Here is a 19,915-nt window from a genome sequence, read left to right as displayed (position 1 = left end):
GACGGCGCCGTCGAAAGCGGACCGCTGATATTTTCAAGGCTTCTACCTCTCACCCATCTTCCATGCGAGCTTGCCCCACTGACGAACGGTCCATGCTGGTTCGGATCGTTATGCAAGGACGCTCTTCAGGAACCCCGATTCTCCAACAAACCCCACAAACACGACAGCAACGATATGGCGACCATTAGCAGCGCCATGCCGATGGCAGACGTCGATAGGTCTCCGGCGAGCCAATCCCGCCAGCCGAGATGCAACAGCGGCACGCTATCCAGGCAGATCCAGCACGCCGCCGCTCCTGTCAGCACACCCCCCCAAAGCGGCCACGCGGTGCCGCGGCGACGCGATGGCAAATGCTGCATCAGTCGCTCGGTAAAACCGTCGTTGGCGACGGGGCCTTCGAATTGCCGGCGCAGCAGTGCGTCGATGGGGTCGTCGTGCGATTCGTTCATGATATTTCCTTCATGCTCGCGTCACGCCAATCGGAGAGCCATGCCTTCAATTTTGCCTTGCCGCGCGTCGCATGCGTCTTCACGGTGCCGAGCGGCATGCCCAGCACATAAGCGGCCTCCTCGTGGCTGAGGCCCATTTGCGCGCAATGCAGCAGCACTACTTGCTCGGCTTCGGATAATTGCCGCATGGCGCGCTCGAGGTCGAGTTGCAGGTCTGCCGCGTGAATGGGGGCTTGCAACTGCTCCATCGTTTCGTCGTTGAGGGGGTCGTGTCGCATGGGCGTTCGGTTTGCCTGCAAGAAGCAGGTATACGCAATGCGATAGAGCCAACTGGAAAAGCGCGCCTCGCCGCGGAACTTGTCCAGGTTCCGCCAGGCCAGCATAAAGGTTTCCTGCGCCAGATCGTCCGCGGCAGCCTCGTCACCGCGCGACAAGCGGCGCAATTGGGCACGCACCATGCCTTGGTGCCTGCGTACCAGTTGTTCGAATGCTCGACGATCGCCGCCCAGTTGTATGCGTGTCACCAGGGCCTGGTCGATGCGTGCCTCGGCAGCGCTGTCAGCCACGCACGTTCCCGCGCTGGTTCAACCACCAGCTGGCGAGATAACCCAAGCCAGTCATGAGCGGCAGCAGACCGATACCCCACAGGCGGTTTACGCCCAGACCGCTATCGAGCTGGCCTGGCAATGCCAGGAACATCGCCATCAGTCCCAGGCCGCCACCGATCAGCACCAGCGCCCGTCGCCGCTCGCAATAAGCCACCTGCGGTTCCAGCAACAGTTGCGGCGGCAGTTCCACGCCTTTGTCTGCCAGTTGCAACAAGGTGCGGTAGCGTGCCTGGGTCTGCTGGTTGCGGTAGCGCAGCACGATCAGGACGATGAGCACCGGGGCCGACATCACTACGAAGGGGATGAAAAGGTATTCCATGGTCTTGCTCCAGAAGATGTGAGCCGGAAGGCTTTGGTAACAGAAGATGATGCAACGCGCCTGCCGGAATTCAGTTTTTGGCGCCTTCGGCGGCAAGCAAGTCGGCAATCTGCTCGGCCAGCAACCAGTGTTGCGACGGTCCTTCGTTGCTGGTCAGGGCCACGGCCGCACCGGTTTCCCAAACCATCTCCAGGTTTGCCGTCGTGCCTTCGATGCCTCCCTGGTGGCCACGGATGTGGCGGCCGTGCGAGAGCCGTTCGTCGATTCCGGCTCCAATGGCACCGGGGCCGTCGTTCGGCACTTCGCCGTCGAACATCTTCGCCAGCGTTGTGGACTTCACCAGCTTGCCTCCGTGCAGGGCCTTTGCGAACCGCAGCAGATCGGCATTGGTGGAATAACCGCCTCCTGCGGGACTGCCCTTGTAGACGCCCTGCACCCAGTTTGCCTTCCACGTGCGGGAGAACGCGCCGTCGTCGTGGTAGTAGCCGACCGCAAGCCCGGGCACGATCTGGTCCTCGCTGTCGAAGCCGCTGGATGTCATCTGCGCGGGTTCGAAGACGTGGTGCTGGATATAGTCGAAGTAATTTTCGCCGGAGACATTCTCGATGATGCGGCCGAGCAGAACGTAGCCGGCATTGCTGTAGCTCAACCCGTTGCCCGGCTCGCCCACCTTGGGCTGGCGGGCGATCAATCCCAGATAGTCCACCGGATTGACGAAGCGTTCGGCGTGCTCGAAATAGTCCGGCACCATGAAATCGCCCAGGCCGGCGGTATGGTGCAGTAGTTCCCACACGGTGACCTTCTTCGCCATCGCCTGGTCGGGATATTCCGGAACCAGCTTCGCCAGCGTGTCGTTCCACGACAGCTTGCCGGCCTCGACCAGTTGCGCGATGGCGACCGCCGTGAACATCTTGCCGATCGAACCGACGTGGAACTTCGTCTGGTGATCGACCGGTACGTTGAAACTGCGTTCGGCCAGGCCACGGCATTCGTCGAACACGGTCTCGCCGCCATCGGAAACGGTCACGCAGCCGGAGAAATCGTACACACGCACCAGTTTGTCCAATACGGCGTGTATCTGTTTTCCCAGCTCCGCATGCGACACCGGCCCCTGGGGCCAGTCGGCATAAAGCGGATTGTCCATCTGGACCAGGTGCGCATCCGCGAGCTGGCCTGGATGCGCCGGGTCGGCGACCAGCCAGAACAGGCCGGCTTGCGCGTTGCGTCGTCCCTTGACCGCGACTTCGAGCAGCCCTGGCTGGTGCGGGTCGGTACGCACGTCGAACACGTCCACGCCGCCTTCGTCGCGCACGGCCGAAACCAGGCCGGCCATGAAGTCCGCCTTGTCGTCGGGGGCGATGGACGCCGACATGATGGCAGGCGCCCATTGCCGGATCCTGGTGGCGCCGTCCTTATTGATATGGCGGATCAGCTCGCCGGCGAGCTGGCCCACCGGTGTATCGGGTAGCTGCGAATGCATTGATGCAGCGGCCATTGACGGCGATGCACCGCAAAGCAGCGAGAGGGCTGCGCATAACGGGGCGAGCCGGAGCGCGAAGGCCGTGGCCCGGGCGATAGGGAGGCGATCAATCATGGGACACACTCTTTGGTCACCCGCCGACATGGCGGTATCGACCACTTAGATGCATCCATTGCCGCGCCTGGATTCAGGCGAGCAGCTTTCAGAGCGAATCGACGCAGGCGCTTTGGACTTGGCCAAAAGCAAAGCGGTCACGCGCTTATCGATGGCGATGCCGGTCATCGCCGCGCCATGCTGATCTCAGCGCGAAGCTGCCGCAATTCCTCTTCCTGGATCCTCCGGTACTCGCGTTCCGCGACACCATCAAGTATTCGCGACAAAGTTACGGAAAACGCGACACGGTTTTAAGCAACACCGGCAAGCAGAGGCGCCAACGCGCATTTTGCTTCGCAGCAAAAATCGCATAAAAGCGCTTTATATCAAACAATTAACTCTGACGCAGAAAAATTTGGATCGAGACAAATTTTTCGTTTACAGTCGCAGCATGGACACCAGGCGCAAATGTTTGGCCGGTGTTCCTTCTCCGTCGTTGAGTGCGTTTGCATAGCAGCGGGATCGCCCCGGCCTGTCGCGGACGCTTCCAACTTCATCACGACCAGCCAAACAGGGGAGAGCCCGCATGGTGTCACGTCGACAGTTCCTGCAAGGCATGGGTGCACTTGCGGTACTTGGTAGCCCGTTGCCGGCGCTCGCCCGGATGGGCCAGAGCGGCGCAGCTGAAGCGTCCGCCGCGGACATGCGCAACGCGAACGGCGTTTCGCAGTATGTGGATGTGTTCGTCGGTACGGGCGGCCATGGCCACACGTTTCCCGGTGCGTCGATGCCGTTCGGCATGGTGCAGCTCAGTCCTGATACCAATGATGCGGGATGGGATGCGTCGTCCGGCTATCACCAGGGCGACGGCTCGATCATGGGCTTCTCGCACACGCATCTCAGCGGCACCGGCGCGGCGGACATGCTCGATGTGCTGGTCATGCCGGCGCAGGGCCCGGTGTTGTTGCAGCCGGGCGAGCGCGGCCTGCCCGAGGTCAACTATCACTCGCGCTTTGATGGCGCGGCCGGCCCCGGGCCGCAGCTGACGGCGGATACCAAGGCGCATCCGGGCAAGGGTTATCGCTCGCGTTACGACCGTGCCTCGGAACAGGCGCGGCCGGGTTATTACAGCGTGCACCTGACCGATCACGACATCCGCGCCGAGCTTACCGCGGGCCTGCGCACGGGACTGCATCGCTATACGTTCCACGGTCCTGGCAGCGGGCATCTGTTGGTCGATCTCGCCCACGGCTACCACGACGACTACAAGGTGCCTTGCGCCGTCACGGATGCGCAGTTGCGCCTGGTCGGCCATGACACGCTGGTCGGTGCGCGGCGTGTGCATCAATGGGCAAATGGGCGGCACATCTATTTCGCGATGAAGGTGTCGCGCCCGTTCTCGCAGGCCACGCTGTATGCCGAAGACGTGGCCGCGCCCGCCGGCACCAGCGAGATCAAGGGCACGCACCTGAAGGCGGCGCTGCATATCGATGACGCGGCCCGCGCGCCGGTGCTGGTGAAAGTCGGCATTTCCGCGGTGGATATCGATGGCGCGTTGCGCAACCTGGAAGCGGATATTCCCGCTTGGGATTTCGACCTGCTGCGACAGGCCGCCGCCGAAGCCTGGGAACGTGAGTTAAGCCGCATCCGTGTACAGACCTCGTCCGAACGTACCCTGCGGGTGTTCTACAGCTCGCTGTATCACACCCTGCTCGCACCGACCCTGTTCAGCGACGTGGACGGCCGCTATCGCGGCATGGATCTGAAGGTGCATCAATTGCCGCAAGGCCAGCACAACTACAGCACCTATTCGTTGTGGGATATCTATCGCGCGCAGGCGCCGTTGTTGACGCTGTACCAGGCCGACCGCGTTCCCGATTTCGTCAACGGCCTGGTCCGCATGGCGGAAGAAAGTCCCGAAGGCCCGCCGGTATGGCCGCTGCAAGGCGTGGAAACCGGCTGCATGATCGGCTACCACTCGGCGGTATTGATCGCCGAGGCGCAAGCAAAGGGTTTCACCGGCATCGATTACGAACGCGCGTGGCCGATCTACCGCAAGCGCGCGATGCAAGACGATTACCGCGGCCTGCCCTACTACCGCAAGCTCGGCTATATCCCCAGCGACAAGGAAGGCGAAGCCGTCAGCAAGACCTTGGAGTACGCCTATGACGACTGGGCCGTCGCGCATATGGCCGATGCTGCCGGCGAGCAGCAGCTGGCCGAAACGCTGCGCCAGCGCTCGCGCAATTACCGCCATGTGTTCGATACCTCGCTGAATTTCGTGCGCCCGCGCGGCGAGGATGGCAAATGGCTGGAGCCGTTCGATCCGCGCGGCATGGGCCATTCCGAGCGGTGGCGCGACTTCACCGAATCCAACGCCTGGCAGGCCACGTTCCTCAACCAGCACGATCTGTACGCCTACATGAGCCTGTTCGGCGGCCAGGATGTGTTCGAGCGCAAGCTCGATGCCCTATTCACCATCAGCTCCAAACTGCCGCCCGACGCACCGCCGGATATCGCCGGCATGATCGGCCAATACGCGCACGGCAACGAACCCAGCCATCACGTGGCTTACCTGTATGCGTATACCGGCGCGCATCACAAGACGCAGGCCCGCGTGCGCATGCTGATGGACACGATGTATCCGCCGGAGCCCGACGGCCTGGCCGGCAATGAGGATTGCGGCCAGATGAGCGCGTGGTACGTGATGAGTGCGCTTGGCCTGTATGCGGTCGATCCGGTCAGTACCCACTATGTGTTCGGCAGCCCGCTGCTCGACCACGCCGAGATAGCGCTTGCCGGCGGGCGTACCTTGATCGTCCGCACAATCGGCAACGGACCGGAGCGTCCCTATATCCAGTCCGTGCAATGGAACGGCAAACCATGGACGCGCAGCTGGATCAGCCATGCCGAGCTGGTGGCAGGCGGTACGCTGGAGTTCCATATGTCGGACACGCCGAACCTGCAATTCGGCGCCGCCCAGGAAGACCGGCCGCCGTCGTTCGGCAACCCGGCCGGCGCGGCGGTTGCCATCCACGCAAGCTGAGCACCAGGCGAACCGGAAAACCCGTGACATGGCTGGCCCGGTGCGATTCGCGGTTGCACCGGGCCTTTTCTTTGACCCGCATCGACCAGGCGCTGCGGGCACGGAGCGAGTACCGACCACTGCGGCCCTGATGGATAGCGCGATGTCGACCGCGCCATCTTTCCTTCATCCCTTGTCGATGGCACGTGCGTTATTCCGCATCGGACCCGGCATCCGGCGAATCCGCCGTTCTCATCGCGAGGTAGGCGTCATGCGTAGCGAAGTGCTGATCGTGGGTGCGGGCCCTACTGGCTTGGTGCTGGCCTTGTGGTTGACGCGGCTGGGCGTGGGCGTGCGCATCATCGACAAAACGTCCGCACCGGGCACTACTTCGCGCGCGCTGGCCGTGCAGGCGCGCACGCTCGAGTTTTATCGGCAGCTGGACCTGGCCGACGCGGTGGTCGAACGCGGCCATAAGGTTCCTGCCGTCAACCTGTGGGTAAAAGGCGAGCGCGCGGCGCAAGTCGAGTTCGATACCGTCGGCGTTGGCCTGACGCCGTATCCGTTCCTGCATGTCTTTCCGCAAGGCCAGCACGAGCGCCTGTTGATCGAGCGGCTCGAAGCTGCCGGCGTTTTCGTCCAGCGCGATACCGAACTGCTGCGTTTCTGCGACGAAGGCGATCATGTCACCGGTTACCTGCGCGGTCCCGATGGCAGTGAGCAGCCCTGGCAGGCGAGCTATATCGCTGGCTGCGATGGCGCTCGTTCGCTGGTGCGCGAAACGATTGGCGCCGACTTTCCGGGCGGCACCTACAAGCAAGTGTTCTATGTGGCCGACGTGGAAGCCGAGGGCCCATCGATCGACGGCCAGTTGCATATCGACCTGGACGAGGCCGACTTCCTCGCCGTGTTTCCGCTGGCCGGCGCCCACTGCGCACGCTTCATCGGCACCGTGCGTGACGAGCGCGCGGAGCATGCCGAAACGCTCAAGTTCGAAGACGTGAGCGATCGTGCCATCCAGCATCTGCAATTGACCGTCAGGGCGGTGCACTGGTTTTCCACTTACCACGTGCACCATCGGGTGACCGAGCATTTCCGACATGGCCGGGCATTCCTGCTGGGCGATGCCGCGCATATCCATAGCCCCGCTGGCGGGCAAGGCATGAACACGGGCATCGGCGACGCCATCAACCTGGCCTGGAAGCTTGCCGCCGTACTCGCCGGACGGGCGCCCGAGCGCTTGCTCGACAGCTACGAAGCCGAGCGCATCGGCTTTGCACGCCGGCTGGTTGCCACTACCGATCGTGTCTTCACGTTTGCCACCATGGATGGGCACTTGGCCGACATCGTGCGCACGCGCCTGGCGCCGATCCTGATCCCGGCGCTTACCCATTTCGAAGCGGCGCGCGAGTTCCTGTTCCGCACGGTTTCGCAGATTACCCTGGATTACCGCGAGGGCCCGCTGAGCGCAGGTTCGGCCGGAAAGCTGCATGGCGGCGATCGCCTGCCCTGGGTGCGAATGGGCGAGACGGACAATTTCGCGGTCTTCACATCCGTGAATTGGCAGGCGCATATCTACGGCAACGCCAGCGCGGAACTGGTGGAATACTGCGCCGGGCGGGGGCTGGCGCTGCACGTCTTCGACTGGCAAGCCCCTTGCGGCGCCGCCGGCCTCACGCGCGATGCCCTTTATCTGCTGCGGCCCGATACCTATATCGCCCTGGTGGATGCCTCCGCCTCGCCACAGGGCCTGGATGGCTATTTAGCAGCCCATGGCATTAAGCTTTCGCCTTCATAGTTGCGCACGATCCCGCACCGTCCGGTTTGGTAACGCTGCGCTTCCAGGGGGAAGCCCATGAGTCCTGAAGAATTCGCGCGCACCAAGCCGTCCGCGCCGACAGACCAGCCGCGCGACGAGTCCGCCAGTATCGCCGTGAAAGTCGGCGGCGGCCTGGCTGCCATCGGCGGCTGGGCCCTTGGCATGTATGCCGGCGCCAACCTGCTGATACCGCTGCTGGCGACCGCGGTGGTATGGGCGCTCGGCAAGCGGCTTTTCGATGCGCAAAGAAGAAACATACTCGGCGCGTTCTGCGTGCAGGGCGGACACCTGATCTGGTTTGCCGCGGGTATGTTGATCACCCGGCAGCTGGCGCCGGCGGCGATCGATGTTGCGTGGTACACGATCGGGCTGGCGTGGTTGCTGGCCAAACCCGGCAGGGCGCCGCTGTGGTTCCTGGCGATTTACCAGGTACTGTCGCTGCCCTACAACGTCTACACGTTCGCGCACGCGGACCTGGCCGGTGCTGCGGACAAGGCGTTGCTCGTGCACATCGTCTGGCGCAGCCTTGCCCTGTTCTACATGGGCCGCCTGTATTACCTGCTGGGCAAGCAGCCCGCCGACGCCGAAACGGTGCGTTGAGCAAGCCGCTGCCTGCCGCATGGTTTTACCATGCGGCGATGAGACGACCGACCTGCGCCAGCACCGCACTGCGGCCGTCGTAGTCCGTCGTCGCATTTTCGTAGTACGCCGTCACCAGCCATGGCTTGCGCCGGGGCGGCCACACGATCGCGACATCGTTGGTCTGCGTATCGCCGCTGCCGGTTTTCTCGCCGATGCGCCACGCCGCCGGCAGGCCGGCGCGCAGGAGTTTTTTGCCGGTGGTGGTGCCGCGCAACCAGGCGAGCAGCTGCGCGCGCGAACCCTCGGACAGGGCATGGCCAAGCAGCAGCGCGCGCATGTCACCCAGCATCGCGTCGGGCGTCGTGGTGTCGCTGACGTGATCGGGGCTGGGCCGGTTCAGCGCGGGCTCGATCCGGTCGAGCCGGGTAATGGGATCGCCGAGCTGCCGCGCATAGGCGGTGACCATGGCAGGCCCGCCCAGGTTCGCCATCAGCACATTGGCGGCGGTGTTGTCGCTGACGGTGATCGCCGCGGCGCATAGCTCGGCGATGGTCATGCCCGGGGCTCCGACGCGCAGGCGGGTGATCGGCGCGTATTCCAGTACCGCGTCCTGGTTGAATACGAACCGCTGGTCCAGCCGCGCCACGCCCCGATCGACCCGCGCCAGCACCGCCGCCACCAGCAGTAACTTGAAGGTACTGCATAGCAGGAAGCGTTCGTCCGCACGATAGCCGACACGGCGTCCGTCGCCGGTATCCAGCATGGCGACGCCCAGCCGTCCACCGTGCTGTCGTTCCAGCGCGGCGAGCTTGGCCATGGTTTCCTTGCTATCGGCGGCAAGCAGGAATGTGGGACGCAGGGCCAGCGCGACCGCACCGATCATGGCGTTTTTCAAAAGATGCCGACGATCCATATGTCACCTTCAGACGATGCGCTGCTGCGCGATCGGACCATGCTAACGATCCGCTCGGACGTTTGAGGGCGGAAGCCGGGGCGAAACAAAGGCAGGCGCCAGACACGACGGTGCGAAGCGCGCGCATGACGAGGATGCGCAAGCCGGTGACGTACCAACAGCAGATCGCACACGGTTCGCCCTGCGTTTGCTTTTGGCATGGCCGTTGGCGACGCGATTGGCTCTTGCGGGCGACTGCGCAAGAAGATCTGAATGTCGCAGCCGAACCGCACGTGCCAAACCGTGCTTGAGTACGTTGACGGACCCCTTCGATCACCCACCGGAGTCGTACATGCGCATCCTCCCTGACGGCCGCGTGACCTTCGCCCTGGCTATGCTCGCGCTGGGCCTGCTATGCCTGTTCTCGGGCGACTTCGCCTCGGTGTGGCAACCCGTTCCCGCGGACATGCCCGGACGGACTTACCTGGCCTGTGGTTCCGGCACATTGATGGCGCTGGCCGGTGCGGGACTGCTGTTCCGGCGCACGCTGGCAACGGCAGCGTGCGTGCTGACGGCTTACACGCTCGTGTGGCTGCTGGTGCTGCAGGCGCCCCGCGTCATCGCCGCGCCTGGCCAGGAAGCGAGCTGGGGCGCCTGCGCGGAGATCGCGATCCTGGTCGCTGCAAGCTGGATGCTGCATGCATCGGCGGTAACGCCACCGGATAAGCCGTACTGCGCCGCGCTGACTGGCAGCAAGGCACTGCGCATGGCGCAGCTGCTGTTCGCGGCGGCATTGCCGCTGCTCGGCCTGGAACATCTCATCTATGCCCAGCCGACCGCCGCCATGGTGCCGGCCTGGTTGCCCGATCGCATCGATTGGGCTTATCTCACCGGCATGGCGCACATCGCCGCCGGCCTCGCGATTGGAGTGGCCGTACTGCCGCGCCTGGCCGCGGCGCTCGAGGCGTGGATGATGGGCACCTTCACCGTGCTGGTGTGGATTCCCTCCGTGGTCGCCGCGCCAATGCAGCGTTTCGCCTGGACCGGCTTGCTGATTTCAGCGGCGCTCACCGCGGCGGCCTGGATCGTGGCGGAGTCGTATCGCGAGGCTTCCTGGCAACCGGTCTCTTCTCCACTTGGAACGAGCACGGACTGATGCGCGCATCGCCATTCCCGCGAACGCGGGACATGACGACCCATGCGAGGCATGGCCGGCTGCAACGCCGATCAAGCCACGGCGCCAGCGAAGTCGGCGAGTTCAAACCGACCGGCTGATCTCGAACAGGAACCACACGCGCCGCTCCGCCTCGTCGATCCAGTTTTCCAACAGGCTCGCCGTGGCGACATCTTTGTATTCGTCGCACAGCTCATGCGTGCGCCGCATGGCGTCGGCCAGCCGTTCGTTATCGTCGCGCAGTTCGGCCAGCATGTCCGCCGGGGCGACAAATTCCGCATCGTTGTCGGCCAACCGCTGGTGCCTGGCGATATCGCCGATGGAGCGCAAGGTGGTACCGCCGAGCTTGCGCACGCGCTCGGCAATCGGATCGGTGGTGGCATAGATCTGGTCCGCGTGCTCGTCGAGCAGCAGGTGGTAATCGCGAAAATGCGCGCCGGACATGTGCCAATGGAAATTCTTGGTTTTCAGGTATAGCGCGAACGTATCCGCCAGCAAGGCGTTCATTTCGGCAGAGATATCGCGACGGGCATCCTCGCCCAGCGCACTGGGCGTTCTCAGCGGCGCCTTGCGCTGTTGCTTGGCTTTGTTGGCTTTACTGGCTTTGTCTGCTTTGGCCATGGCGATTCCTCTAGCTGCGGTGGGATGGCGGGATCCGGAACGTCGAGCTTTGTGACCATAGGTCAGCGACGCATGACAGGCAACCGATTCCTTGCACTCGACTGCGTCCAGACCAGGGCGATGCCAGCAGGCGTAGCTGTACACGCGCCGGGAACCTGTCCGGCACGCACCTATCCGGCCACGCCAGGGCGCGGCGGACCGTGTGACATTCACGCTCCGTGGCACGCTCCTTGCCTAAGGTTTCCCAAGCCCGGCGCGGCATCCTGAACTTCAGCGTTCACTTGACCATGCCGATTATGTGAACAAGCGTCTGTCGGAGGCAGCGAACTATGATGATGACGGCGATAAGAACCGATTGGCGCTAGTCCATTTCGCCCGAGGTCTCCACGGCGGCTTGCGGTTCCCGGGCAAGCGCGATGGGGCATTCGGTGACGGGACCTCACGATGCACTTGAATGTCGAGACACTATCGCTGATCAACGGCGGCCAGGCTCTGGTACTGGCGTTGATGCTTTGGTTCGGCACGCACGGCGGTAGCAACCATGCGCTGAACGGGCTGCGCCTGCGCGCTGGCGCCTTGCTGCTGGAAGCGTGCGGCGACTTCATGCTGGCGTTCGATTTCAAGTTTTCGCAGCTGACGCTGTTGTTGGTCGGCAATACGTTCAACCTTACCGCGCAGGCGCTGACCATCGTTGCGTTGCGCATGGTGCTGGGACGGCAGCGGCGCTGGCGCGAGGCCGTGCTGCTGGGCATTGCCGGCTGGCTGGGCGTGACCTACCTGAGCACGGTGGACCCCAATTACCTGTTGCGGGTGCTATGGGGCTCGATCATTCTGGTCTGCAATGCATCGCTCAATATCGCGGCGCTATGGGGCGGCTGCCGCAAGCGCGAAACGCGCGCGCAATGCGTATTGATATGGGCGTACATGCTGGCTATCGCCTTGCTGGCATGGCGCAACATTTCCCTGTGGACACTGCCCACGCCACTGCAGGGCATCGGCTCGCCCTCGCCCATCAATGTCATCTATGTCTTCCTGCTGGGCATGCAGCCGCTGCTGGCGAGCGTGGGCTTCCTGCTGTTGTACAACGAAATCCTGCAGCGCGAACTGTACAACCTGGCGCGCATCGATCCACTTACCGGCGTCACCAATCGGCTCGGCTTGCTGGAAGCGTCGGAAACCCTGCTTGCCAGGGCGCGTTCGAAGCGTGAATCGATCGGCGTGCTGCTGATCGACGCCGATCATTTCAAGAGCATCAACGATCGCTTCGGCCACGACCATGGCGACCAGGTGCTGCTGGAACTGGTTGCCAACATCCGGCGTATGCTGCGTACCGGCGATCTGGTCGGGCGCGTCGGCGGCGAAGAGTTCCTGGTGCTGTCGCCATCGGTGCAGGAAGCGGATCTGCTTGCGCTTGCCGAACGCATCCGTGCGGCGATCGAAGGTTCCAGCTTCCCGGTGGCAGGCGAAACCTACGCCCTGACCGTATCGATCGGTGCCGCCATTGCCGACGCCAGCGAACCGGACATGATGGCGGCGCGGCGCCGCGCCGATACCGCGCTCTATGAAGCGAAGCGGGCCGGACGCAACTGCGTGATGATTTCGGCGTCCTGACCCGGCTTGTCCGAGCGCGGTACCCAGGCCTGCTGCATCAGCAGGCACAGCGCGTTGCCGCATTCCTGCCTGCGGGCCATGGCGAGCTGACGGGGGGCGGCACGCAGATGGTGATGAAGGTCTTCACAAGGTCTTTTTCGGCATCCGGGCAACCTGATCCACGTCATGTGCCTGCGAGCTACCCTGCATGGAAAGGCAGTCGAACTCTTCGAACCATCGCGACAAGGCCAGTCACGCATGAGTTTTTTGTACGATCTTTCAGCCAATGCGATGCGCCGCCTGTATGACGCGCGCATCGATACGCCTCCCGTGCTGGATGCCGATGCCTATTTCCCGGACGCCCGCACCTTCGTCGATGCCTGGCCACAACTGCGCGACGAGGCGCTTGCCGTGGCCGCGCGCATGCAACACATACCGCGCTTCCACGAGATCATGCCGGCGCAGGCCCCGATCTCGGCGAATGACGGCAAGGATTGGCGCCTGTTCGTGTTGAAGGTTTATGGCGTGAACGTCGAAGAAAACATGGCGGCTTGTCCGACGCTCGCGCGGATCGTATCGTCGGCGCCGGACGTGCTCTCGGCCACGCTGTCGTTTCTGGCACCGCACAAGCACATCCCGCGTCATCGCGGTCCGTTTCGCGGCGTGTTGCGTTTCCAGCTCGGCATTTCGGTACCGGTCGATGCCGAAGGGCGACCTGCCGCGGTGTTGTCGCTGGACCACCAGGAACACCGCATCGGCAATGGCGAATGTTTGTTGTGGGACGACACGTATCCGCATGAAGTGTGGAATCGCAGTGACGAGGTGCGTATCGCCCTGCTGCTGGATGTGCGCCGGCATCACATGCCAGCGGACATGCGCATGCTGTCGCGGGCACTGATTGCCTCGGTCGGCATGGCGGCGCGATGGCGCGGTATCGCCTGATCGGTGAAGCAGGCGGCTCCGCGAATGCAGGCAATCACGCTGCGTCAGCTGCCGGCGGGATATCGCGCGACTGGTTCGATCGCGAGCTCGTGGATGTGCCAGGACGGCGCCGCCCTTGCATGTTCCCGCGCGACCGTGCCGCAACCTGAAAGGAGGTATTCATAAATATGGGTTCGAATCAGCCGCATCGTGGAAAGAGCCTTGCCCTTGGGCTCGCTTGCGCCATTGCCGCCTCTGGCATGCATGCGCAGCAAAGCACTGTCCAGCATGCATTGACGCCCGCGGACCGCGCCGCCGTGCACGACTACACGCTTACCGACGCTGCATACCGCAAGTTGCTGGACACGGCCAGGGATGCGAAGGCGAATAAGGTGAAAATCGATATTCTCGATCCCGGCGCGCATTCGCTGGACGAAACCGCTGCGCATCTGAATGCCGACCCGGGCGTGCATGCGCTGCTGGACCGGCATGGACTCACCGCGCGCGACTTCCTGCTTGGCGAATATGCGTTGCTTGGCGCGGAATTCGCGGTGAAATACGCCGGCCAGCCTGGCTTCGACGCCAGCATGGCAAATCCGGCCAACATCGCCCTGTACCGCAGGCACGAGGCCGAGATCGACGCGCTCAGCGGGGACGACAGCAATAATTGAAGTGCGGCGGCACGCCGTGCTTATCGCGCATGCGACCTGCCAGGGCGGGCCGGGAAGGTAGCGTGCCCACCGACGCTGGTGCTGCGCGGACACGGCGCGTCCGACGGCGTTCAGCCAGCGGCAGTACGCCACCAGTGTTCCCGCGTGCGGCTGCCGGGCGCCCTTGCACGTCACCTTTGGCTTTTTCAATACCTGCCGATATAGCCGTCCTGCCCGCGAGCCATTTGGCGCGGGGCGGAAGAGTTCAGTGATTTCTCAGCCGGTCTCCGGTCAGATCGGTTCCCTGCGGGCGCCGTCCCGGCGGCGGCGCCCGCCTTGACCGATGAACGGTCAGGCCATCAACCGTGGTATGGAACGGATATCGATGCAGCTTCAGGCACAGCTTAGAGTGGGAGCGGCACTTTTGCTGGGCGTGGCCGCGGGCATATCTACGTATGTGTTGCTGGGCTACGCACAGGCCTATCGGCAAAGTATCCGCAACCTGCGCACGTTGACCTCCTACGAGTTGGTGCTGAAGGCGGGGGACGCGGTCTCCGCCGAGCGCGCGCCGGCCAACATCCTGCTCAGCCTGGACCAGGATGCCGGGCAGGCCTACGAATCCACCCGGGCTGAGGTTGCCCAGGCGCGCCACCGCACGGACCTGGCGCTCGACCAGCTCGACCAGCTGGTGCGGGAACAAGCGCAAGGATCTGCGCGACGAACCGGACTGGCGCAGACGCAGGCTTGGCTGGCGCGGGGCCGGGCCGACATCGACATGCTGGCCGCACGCCCGCCGGCGAGTCGTTCACCGCAAGACCTGCAACAGGCCATCGACCAGATGGTGGCCGCGCGCGTGAAGCTCGATCCGCTGATCAACGACTTCTACAGCAAGGCCGTGAAAGATGCGCCGGACCAGGCCGGCATCATGCAGATGGCGCGCATCCTCAGCGACCTGCACGAATACGGCGGACGGATCGGTGCGATGCTGGTCGTGCCGCTGTCGACGCCGCAACCGATCAGTCCCGCCCGCCGCCTGGTGATCGCGACCTTGCGCGGACATATCGACCAGCTTCATCGCCTGATGCCCAACGCCAGCGGGCCGGATGATGCGCATGGCGATGCTATCGATAATTTGCGCACGCGCGCGGAACGTGACTTTTTCGATCACACGCTGTCACTCATCGATACCTTGGTCGCCTGCTCCGGCGCGAATTATCCGATGCGCGCCGCGGCCTTTACCAACGCGGTAACGCCCGACCTGATGAGCCTGGAAAGCCTGGAAAACCTGTTCATGCAACGCGCCGTGGCCGAAGTGACGCAAGTGCAACGGGACGACCGCCGGCACATGCTGCTGATCGGCGCTTATCTGCTGACGTTTTTCTTTTTCCTGCTCGCCGTATTGCGCGCGGCCGAACGGCTGGTGATCCGGCCGCTGTGGCTGGCGCGCAAGGAAATCATCGATCTGGCCAACGGCGATCTGCGCCGCTCACAGCGCGCCGGCAGCAGCGCGGAAGTACGCGCGCTGCACGATGCCATCGACACCCTGCGCCGGCAGCATATCCATAGCATGCAGCTGGCGATCGAGCGCGACGAATTGAGCAAGGCGTTGCGCCGCCAGGCTCACACCGATGCGCTGACGAGCCTGCTCAACCGCCATGCGCTGGAGGAAATCACCGGCGACCTGTCGGCCGATCCCGTGCGCCTGTCCAAAGGACGCGGCCTGATATTGATCGACGTGGATTACTTCAAGTCCATCAACGATGAGCATGGCCATATCGTCGGCGATCTGGTGCTGCGCGAAGTGGCCGGGCGCATCCGGCACCTGGTCAGCGAGCCGCATATGGCGTTTCGTTATGGCGGCGAAGAATTCGCCGTGCTTACCAATGGCTTGTCGATGGATGCGCTGTGCCAGTTTGCCGAAGCGATCCGCCATGCGATCTGGTGCGATGAAGTGGTCGTGCCAGGCATTTCGAAGTTCACCGTGACCGCCAGCTTCGGCGTAGCCAAGGGCAATGCCGACGTACTGACCTGGCTGGACCTGCTCAATGCGGCCGACGCGGCGCTTTACCGGGCCAAGGCGCAGGGCAGGAACCAGCTGGTGGCTGCCGCCGATCCGGCACGGGAAAGATCGGCTTCGTGACGGCCATCCTGTCCTGGACAGGCGGCACCGCATCCGCGCCGCGATCATTCCGGCACATATGCATCGACATCGAACGAGAACATCCACCAAAGCACTCAGGCGTGCCTTTGAATGCTTGGCACGCAGCGGATACGCACCCGCTGCAACGCGCCGAATCGAGGGCTGCGGTTCGGATGAACTGTAAAGCAGCCAAACTGTAAATCAGATGTAACACCTAAATTTCGCCAAGCACTGGACGATCCCAAAAGCGGGGCGCACCATCGACAGTCCGGCACACGTGCCGGCTTGGCAATGGGAAATCAAGCAAGTCGACGCGACCGCAGCCTGACGGGCTGCGTCGGCCCACGCAGCGGTCCGATGACTTCGTCCACCCCTACACAAGGGAGGTCATAACGACGAATCATGCTTTGACTGGCAGATCCATCACAGGGGGACTCGCTTTTTTATCCGTTGGGGAGAAAAGACGTGAAAACCGAGCATGTGATGATAAGCATATCGATCGCTGCAGCCCTCGCAACGCTGCCTTCGATCGCCCTGGCTTCGACTTCGAATGCCGCGCTTGCCGACCTTAATACGGCCGAGGCGCCCCGTGTTACCCAGGCTGTGAACAGCAGCGTGGTGTCGACCTTGAACAATACGCACCTGGCGTTCCTCACCAATGCCGCACCCGCCGGCCAGGTCGAGGATTCCCTGCCAATGAACCATATGCAGCTGATCCTGCAACGCAGTGCACTGCGTTCGTCGGCGCTGCAATCGTTGATCAACGCACAGCACGATCCTTCGTCGCCCAAATTCCACCAGTGGCTCAGTCCGGATGATTTTGGCGCCACTTTCGGCGTCGCCGACGCGGACATCCAGGCGGTGAAATCCTGGTTGGCAACACAGGGCTTCACCGTCAACGGCGTGTATCCGAACAAGATGCAGATCGATTTCAGCGGCAACGCGGGGCTGGTTCGCCAGGCGTTCCGCACGCAGGAAAACCGCTACGTCGTCAACAACGTCACGCACATCGCCAACGCGAGCGATATCAGCGTGCCGACGGCGCTGCGCAACGTGGTGGTGGGCGTGGCCGGCCTCAACGACTTCCGGCCGCAACCGTTGCACGTGCCGCCGCAGGTGGCGCAGTTCGACAAATCCAAGAACAACTTCACGCTCAAGCAGGCTAACGCCTCCACGGCAGGCAAGCCCGGCAATCCAATGGTGAATTTCAGCGGCGGCGTGCGCGGTTTCGTACCTTACGACATGCAGACGATCTATAACGTCAGTCCGCTGTATGGCAAGAGCCTGACCGGCGCGGGCATCAGTATCGCGGTGGTCGAGGACCAGGACATGGATCCGTCGGACTGGCCCAACTTCGTCAAGCAATTTGGCCTGGGCCAATACGGCGGTACCTTCAAGCAGTACCAGCCGCAGCTGACGCCATCCACCGGCAATTGCACCGATCCAGGCGGCGCCAATGCCGCTGGGGAAAGCATCGAGACGGTGCTGGATTCGGAATACAGCACCGCGATCGCCCCGGGCGCCCATATCTGGGTGGCGACTTGCGCGGATTCGGATACGGCCAATTTCTTCGGTGGCGTGTACACGGCCGCGGACAACCTGATCAACAACAGCAAAGCCGCCGACCGCCCGAACGTCATCAGTGCCAGCTATGGCTATGGTGAAGGCTTCACCGATGCAGCCAGCAAGAGCGCGATCGATCTGATGTGGGCGCAGGCCGATGCCGAAGGTATTTCGGTATTCGTATCCAGCGGCGATTCCGGCTCCAATCCCAGCTTCAACGGCGGCGTGATCAACGATGTGGGCGTGGACGCCAATTCATTCGCCACCTCGCCCAACGATACCGGCGTGGGTGGTTCGGATACGGCCGATATCCTTGACGGCACCACCAGCAAGTATTTCAACAGCAAGTTCAATGCGGTGTACGGCACGGCAAAGTCGTATGTGCCGGAAATTACCTGGAATACGTCTTGCGGCAATACTGTCGCGGCGCAGAAACTGGTCAACCTGTCGGCGCTGCAATTCTGCAAGAACGCGCTGATCTACGATCCCTACGGCTTCTACGTCACCTCGGAAAGCGGCAGCGGCGGTCCTTCGTCGGTGGATATCAAGCCATCCTGGCAACGGATCGTGCATGGCGCGGCGAAAGACCAGTCGCGCGATTTGCCGGATGTATCGCTGTTCGGCGGATCGTATGGCGGCTACTCGTGGGTGATCCTGTGCACCGGTTCGTATCCGTGTACGGCGAACTTCGCCACGCCAGTGGAACTCGTGGCTGGTACGTCACTGTCATCGCCGATGTTCGCCGGCATCCAGGCCTTGATCGACCAGGGCCTGTCCAAGGCGGGTCTGTCGCCGAACCAGGGCAACGCCGCACCGACCTTGTATGAGCTGGCCAGAAGCGAGTACGGCGGCCCGACCGGTTCGACCCCTGCCACGCTCTCGCAATGCGATTCGAACAACGGCACCAAGGGCACCAGCAATTGCGTGTTCTACAACATCACCGAAGGCGGCAATTCCACCCAGTGCATCCAGGTTGCCGAGCTGTCGCAGACGACGCCGGATTGCTATTTCTACGGAACCATCCAGAACTATCTGCAAACCTATGGGCCGACCAAGGTCGGCCTCACCGCCACCAGCACTACCAAGTACAACAGCAACACCGCCGCCTATGCCGCACAGGCGGGCTGGAGCTTCGCCAATGGATTGGGCACGGTGAACGCGAAGAACTTGTACGCCGCGTGGAAATCGTTCGTAAACGCACCATAAGCTTTTTGGCACGGGTGTTTCATCTTGCCCCTGGCGATGCTATCGCCAGGGGCTTTCTTATACGCGACGCGGCCTATCGATGTTCGTCGAGCAACGAAATGTCCGTTTTGCCGTGCCATCGGCTTTAGCCATCGCACGCAGGGCCTGGGCCAGCACTGAACCCGTCGTGCATGGCACGGATCACCAGGGCGGCAATTCCGGCTTTACCTGGATGCAACGGGATGTGGCCATCGTATTCGGCACGCCGGGCCGCTGGCGCGATGGAGAACGGTGGCGGGCTCGCCGAAAGGCGAACGCAGCGCGTTGACCATGCGCGGTTGCTCTGTCTGCATGGATTGCCTGGGTGTTCCGCTGATGATGGCGATGCTCGCGTTCCGCGGACTGCCGAACTCGGCCAGCCGGATAACGCTGCCCGCCGCCCGTGGCCTGCGCTCGTCGCCGCACGCACGCCGTTATCTAGACCGCATGCGGCCAGCACCTAGGGATGCTCTGATCAATGCTACGCAGGCGGCATGATGTCCAGAAGGCTCGCAGAGTGTGTTGTGCGGCGCCGGGAAGACTGGCCGTCTTGCCAAGTCGCGCGGCGCACTCTGCGAGCCTTCTGGTCATCACCCCATCGCTTTAAATTCAACATGTTGGGGCCAGCTCTGTCTGTCCGCATCCCTTCCTCGCTCCTCAAAGCCGAGTGCATCCATGCACTCTCCCCGCGTGCGGCCCGTCGTCTCGACAGACAGCCAGTCTGCCTTCCTCGCTCCTCAAAGCCGGGTACATCCATGTACCCTC

15 protein-coding genes are annotated in these 19,915 nt (G+C 63.1%); 9 read left to right on the top strand and 6 right to left on the bottom strand.

Going from position 1 to position 19,915, the window contains the following annotated elements; translation table 11 throughout:
* Nucleotides 1–125: 125 nt before the first annotated feature.
* The 4 genes from ISP15_RS14655 to ISP15_RS14640 form a co-directional block, all read right to left on the bottom strand.
* Complete coding sequence (locus tag ISP15_RS14655; RefSeq protein WP_404548377.1) at nt 126–449, bottom strand: hypothetical protein; 324 nt, start codon at nt 447–449, stop codon at nt 126–128.
* Nucleotides 446–1,015: an RNA polymerase sigma factor gene (locus tag ISP15_RS14650; RefSeq protein ID WP_404548376.1), complete on the bottom strand. Its 570-nt coding sequence runs from the start codon at nt 1,013–1,015 to the stop codon at nt 446–448. The genes ISP15_RS14655 and ISP15_RS14650 overlap by 4 nt, the downstream gene beginning before the upstream one ends.
* Nucleotides 1,008–1,376: a DUF6249 domain-containing protein gene (locus tag ISP15_RS14645; protein ID WP_404548375.1), complete on the bottom strand. Its 369-nt coding sequence runs from the start codon at nt 1,374–1,376 to the stop codon at nt 1,008–1,010. The genes ISP15_RS14650 and ISP15_RS14645 overlap by 8 nt, the downstream gene beginning before the upstream one ends.
* A 70-nt stretch (nt 1,377–1,446) precedes the next feature.
* A complete protein-coding gene (locus tag ISP15_RS14640) occupies nt 1,447–2,856 on the bottom strand; it encodes a serine hydrolase domain-containing protein (protein ID WP_404548373.1) in 1,410 nt (469 codons plus the stop codon).
* Nucleotides 2,857–3,535: 679 nt separating this feature from the next.
* Between ISP15_RS14640 and ISP15_RS14635 the strand changes: the two genes are divergently transcribed.
* The 3 genes from ISP15_RS14635 (at nt 3,536) to ISP15_RS14625 (ending at nt 8,393) form a co-directional block, all read left to right on the top strand.
* Nucleotides 3,536–5,995, top strand: coding sequence for a GH92 family glycosyl hydrolase (locus tag ISP15_RS14635; RefSeq protein WP_404548372.1), 2,460 nt, complete (start codon nt 3,536–3,538; stop codon nt 5,993–5,995).
* A 250-nt stretch (nt 5,996–6,245) separates the two neighbouring features.
* Nucleotides 6,246–7,772 (top strand): FAD-dependent monooxygenase, encoded by a 1,527-nt coding sequence (locus tag ISP15_RS14630; protein ID WP_404548371.1) that lies wholly within the window; start codon nt 6,246–6,248, stop codon nt 7,770–7,772.
* A 57-nt stretch (nt 7,773–7,829) separates the two neighbouring features.
* The gene (locus tag ISP15_RS14625; RefSeq protein WP_404548370.1) at nt 7,830–8,393 is read left to right on the top strand and encodes a hypothetical protein; all 564 of its coding nucleotides are present in this window, start codon (nt 7,830–7,832) and stop codon (nt 8,391–8,393) included.
* Between the two features lie 25 nt (nt 8,394–8,418).
* Here the strand turns inward: ISP15_RS14625 and bla are convergent, their stop codons facing one another.
* Nucleotides 8,419–9,288 carry a class A beta-lactamase gene (gene bla, locus ISP15_RS14620; protein WP_404548368.1) on the bottom strand — a complete coding sequence of 290 codons (870 nt, stop codon included), beginning with the start codon at nt 9,286–9,288 and terminating at the stop codon, nt 8,419–8,421.
* A 331-nt stretch (nt 9,289–9,619) separates the two neighbouring features.
* Between bla and ISP15_RS14615 the strand changes: the two genes are divergently transcribed.
* Nucleotides 9,620–10,423: a DoxX family protein gene (locus tag ISP15_RS14615; RefSeq protein ID WP_404548367.1), complete on the top strand. Its 804-nt coding sequence runs from the start codon at nt 9,620–9,622 to the stop codon at nt 10,421–10,423.
* Between the two features lie 102 nt (nt 10,424–10,525).
* On the opposite strand, the gene ISP15_RS14610 is transcribed toward ISP15_RS14615, so the two are convergent.
* Nucleotides 10,526–11,062, bottom strand: coding sequence for a Dps family protein (locus tag ISP15_RS14610; protein WP_404548365.1), 537 nt, complete (start codon nt 11,060–11,062; stop codon nt 10,526–10,528).
* A 444-nt stretch (nt 11,063–11,506) separates the two neighbouring features.
* Between ISP15_RS14610 and ISP15_RS14605 the strand changes: the two genes are divergently transcribed.
* The 5 genes from ISP15_RS14605 (at nt 11,507) to ISP15_RS14585 (ending at nt 19,132) form a co-directional block, all read left to right on the top strand.
* A complete protein-coding gene (locus ISP15_RS14605; protein ID WP_404548364.1) occupies nt 11,507–12,673 on the top strand; it encodes a GGDEF domain-containing protein in 1,167 nt (388 codons plus the stop codon).
* Between the two features lie 237 nt (nt 12,674–12,910).
* On the top strand, nt 12,911–13,594 hold the full coding sequence (locus ISP15_RS14600) for an aspartyl/asparaginyl beta-hydroxylase domain-containing protein (protein ID WP_404548363.1): 684 nt from the start codon (nt 12,911–12,913) through the stop codon (nt 13,592–13,594).
* Between the two features lie 167 nt (nt 13,595–13,761).
* Nucleotides 13,762–14,244 (top strand): hypothetical protein, encoded by a 483-nt coding sequence (locus tag ISP15_RS14595; protein ID WP_404548362.1) that lies wholly within the window; start codon nt 13,762–13,764, stop codon nt 14,242–14,244.
* Nucleotides 14,245–14,608: 364 nt separating this feature from the next.
* Nucleotides 14,609–16,363, top strand: a complete 1,755-nt coding sequence (locus tag ISP15_RS14590; protein WP_404548361.1) for a GGDEF domain-containing protein — start codon at nt 14,609–14,611, stop codon at nt 16,361–16,363.
* A 465-nt stretch (nt 16,364–16,828) separates the two neighbouring features.
* On the top strand, nt 16,829–19,132 hold the full coding sequence (locus ISP15_RS14585; protein ID WP_404548360.1) for a S53 family peptidase: 2,304 nt from the start codon (nt 16,829–16,831) through the stop codon (nt 19,130–19,132).
* The last annotated feature ends 783 nt before the right edge of the window (nt 19,133–19,915 follow it).

Source organism: Dyella jejuensis (assembly GCF_044904675.1).
In the GTDB taxonomy this organism is placed as follows: domain Bacteria; phylum Pseudomonadota; class Gammaproteobacteria; order Xanthomonadales; family Rhodanobacteraceae; genus Dyella_B; species Dyella_B jejuensis.
Note: the sequence above shows the minus strand (reverse complement) of the source record. Positions and strands in the feature narration are given on the sequence as shown.

Coding starts and splice junctions, on each gene's coding strand:
- ISP15_RS14600 (WP_404548363.1), top strand. CDS start 12,911: ATGAGTTTTTTGTACGATCTTTCAGCCAATGCGATGCGCCGCCTGTAT.
- ISP15_RS14625 (WP_404548370.1), top strand. CDS start 7,830: ATGAGTCCTGAAGAATTCGCGCGCACCAAGCCGTCCGCGCCGACAGAC.
- ISP15_RS14630 (WP_404548371.1), top strand. CDS start 6,246: ATGCGTAGCGAAGTGCTGATCGTGGGTGCGGGCCCTACTGGCTTGGTG.
- ISP15_RS14635 (WP_404548372.1), top strand. CDS start 3,536: ATGGTGTCACGTCGACAGTTCCTGCAAGGCATGGGTGCACTTGCGGTA.
- ISP15_RS14610 (WP_404548365.1), bottom strand. CDS start 11,062: ATGGCCAAAGCAGACAAAGCCAGTAAAGCCAACAAAGCCAAGCAACAG.
- ISP15_RS14615 (WP_404548367.1), top strand. CDS start 9,620: ATGCGCATCCTCCCTGACGGCCGCGTGACCTTCGCCCTGGCTATGCTC.
- ISP15_RS14590 (WP_404548361.1), top strand. CDS start 14,609: ATGCAGCTTCAGGCACAGCTTAGAGTGGGAGCGGCACTTTTGCTGGGC.
- bla (WP_404548368.1), bottom strand. CDS start 9,288: ATGGATCGTCGGCATCTTTTGAAAAACGCCATGATCGGTGCGGTCGCG.
- ISP15_RS14595 (WP_404548362.1), top strand. CDS start 13,762: ATGGGTTCGAATCAGCCGCATCGTGGAAAGAGCCTTGCCCTTGGGCTC.
- ISP15_RS14640 (WP_404548373.1), bottom strand. CDS start 2,856: ATGCATTCGCAGCTACCCGATACACCGGTGGGCCAGCTCGCCGGCGAG.
- ISP15_RS14645 (WP_404548375.1), bottom strand. CDS start 1,376: ATGGAATACCTTTTCATCCCCTTCGTAGTGATGTCGGCCCCGGTGCTC.
- ISP15_RS14655 (WP_404548377.1), bottom strand. CDS start 449: ATGAACGAATCGCACGACGACCCCATCGACGCACTGCTGCGCCGGCAA.
- ISP15_RS14605 (WP_404548364.1), top strand. CDS start 11,507: ATGCACTTGAATGTCGAGACACTATCGCTGATCAACGGCGGCCAGGCT.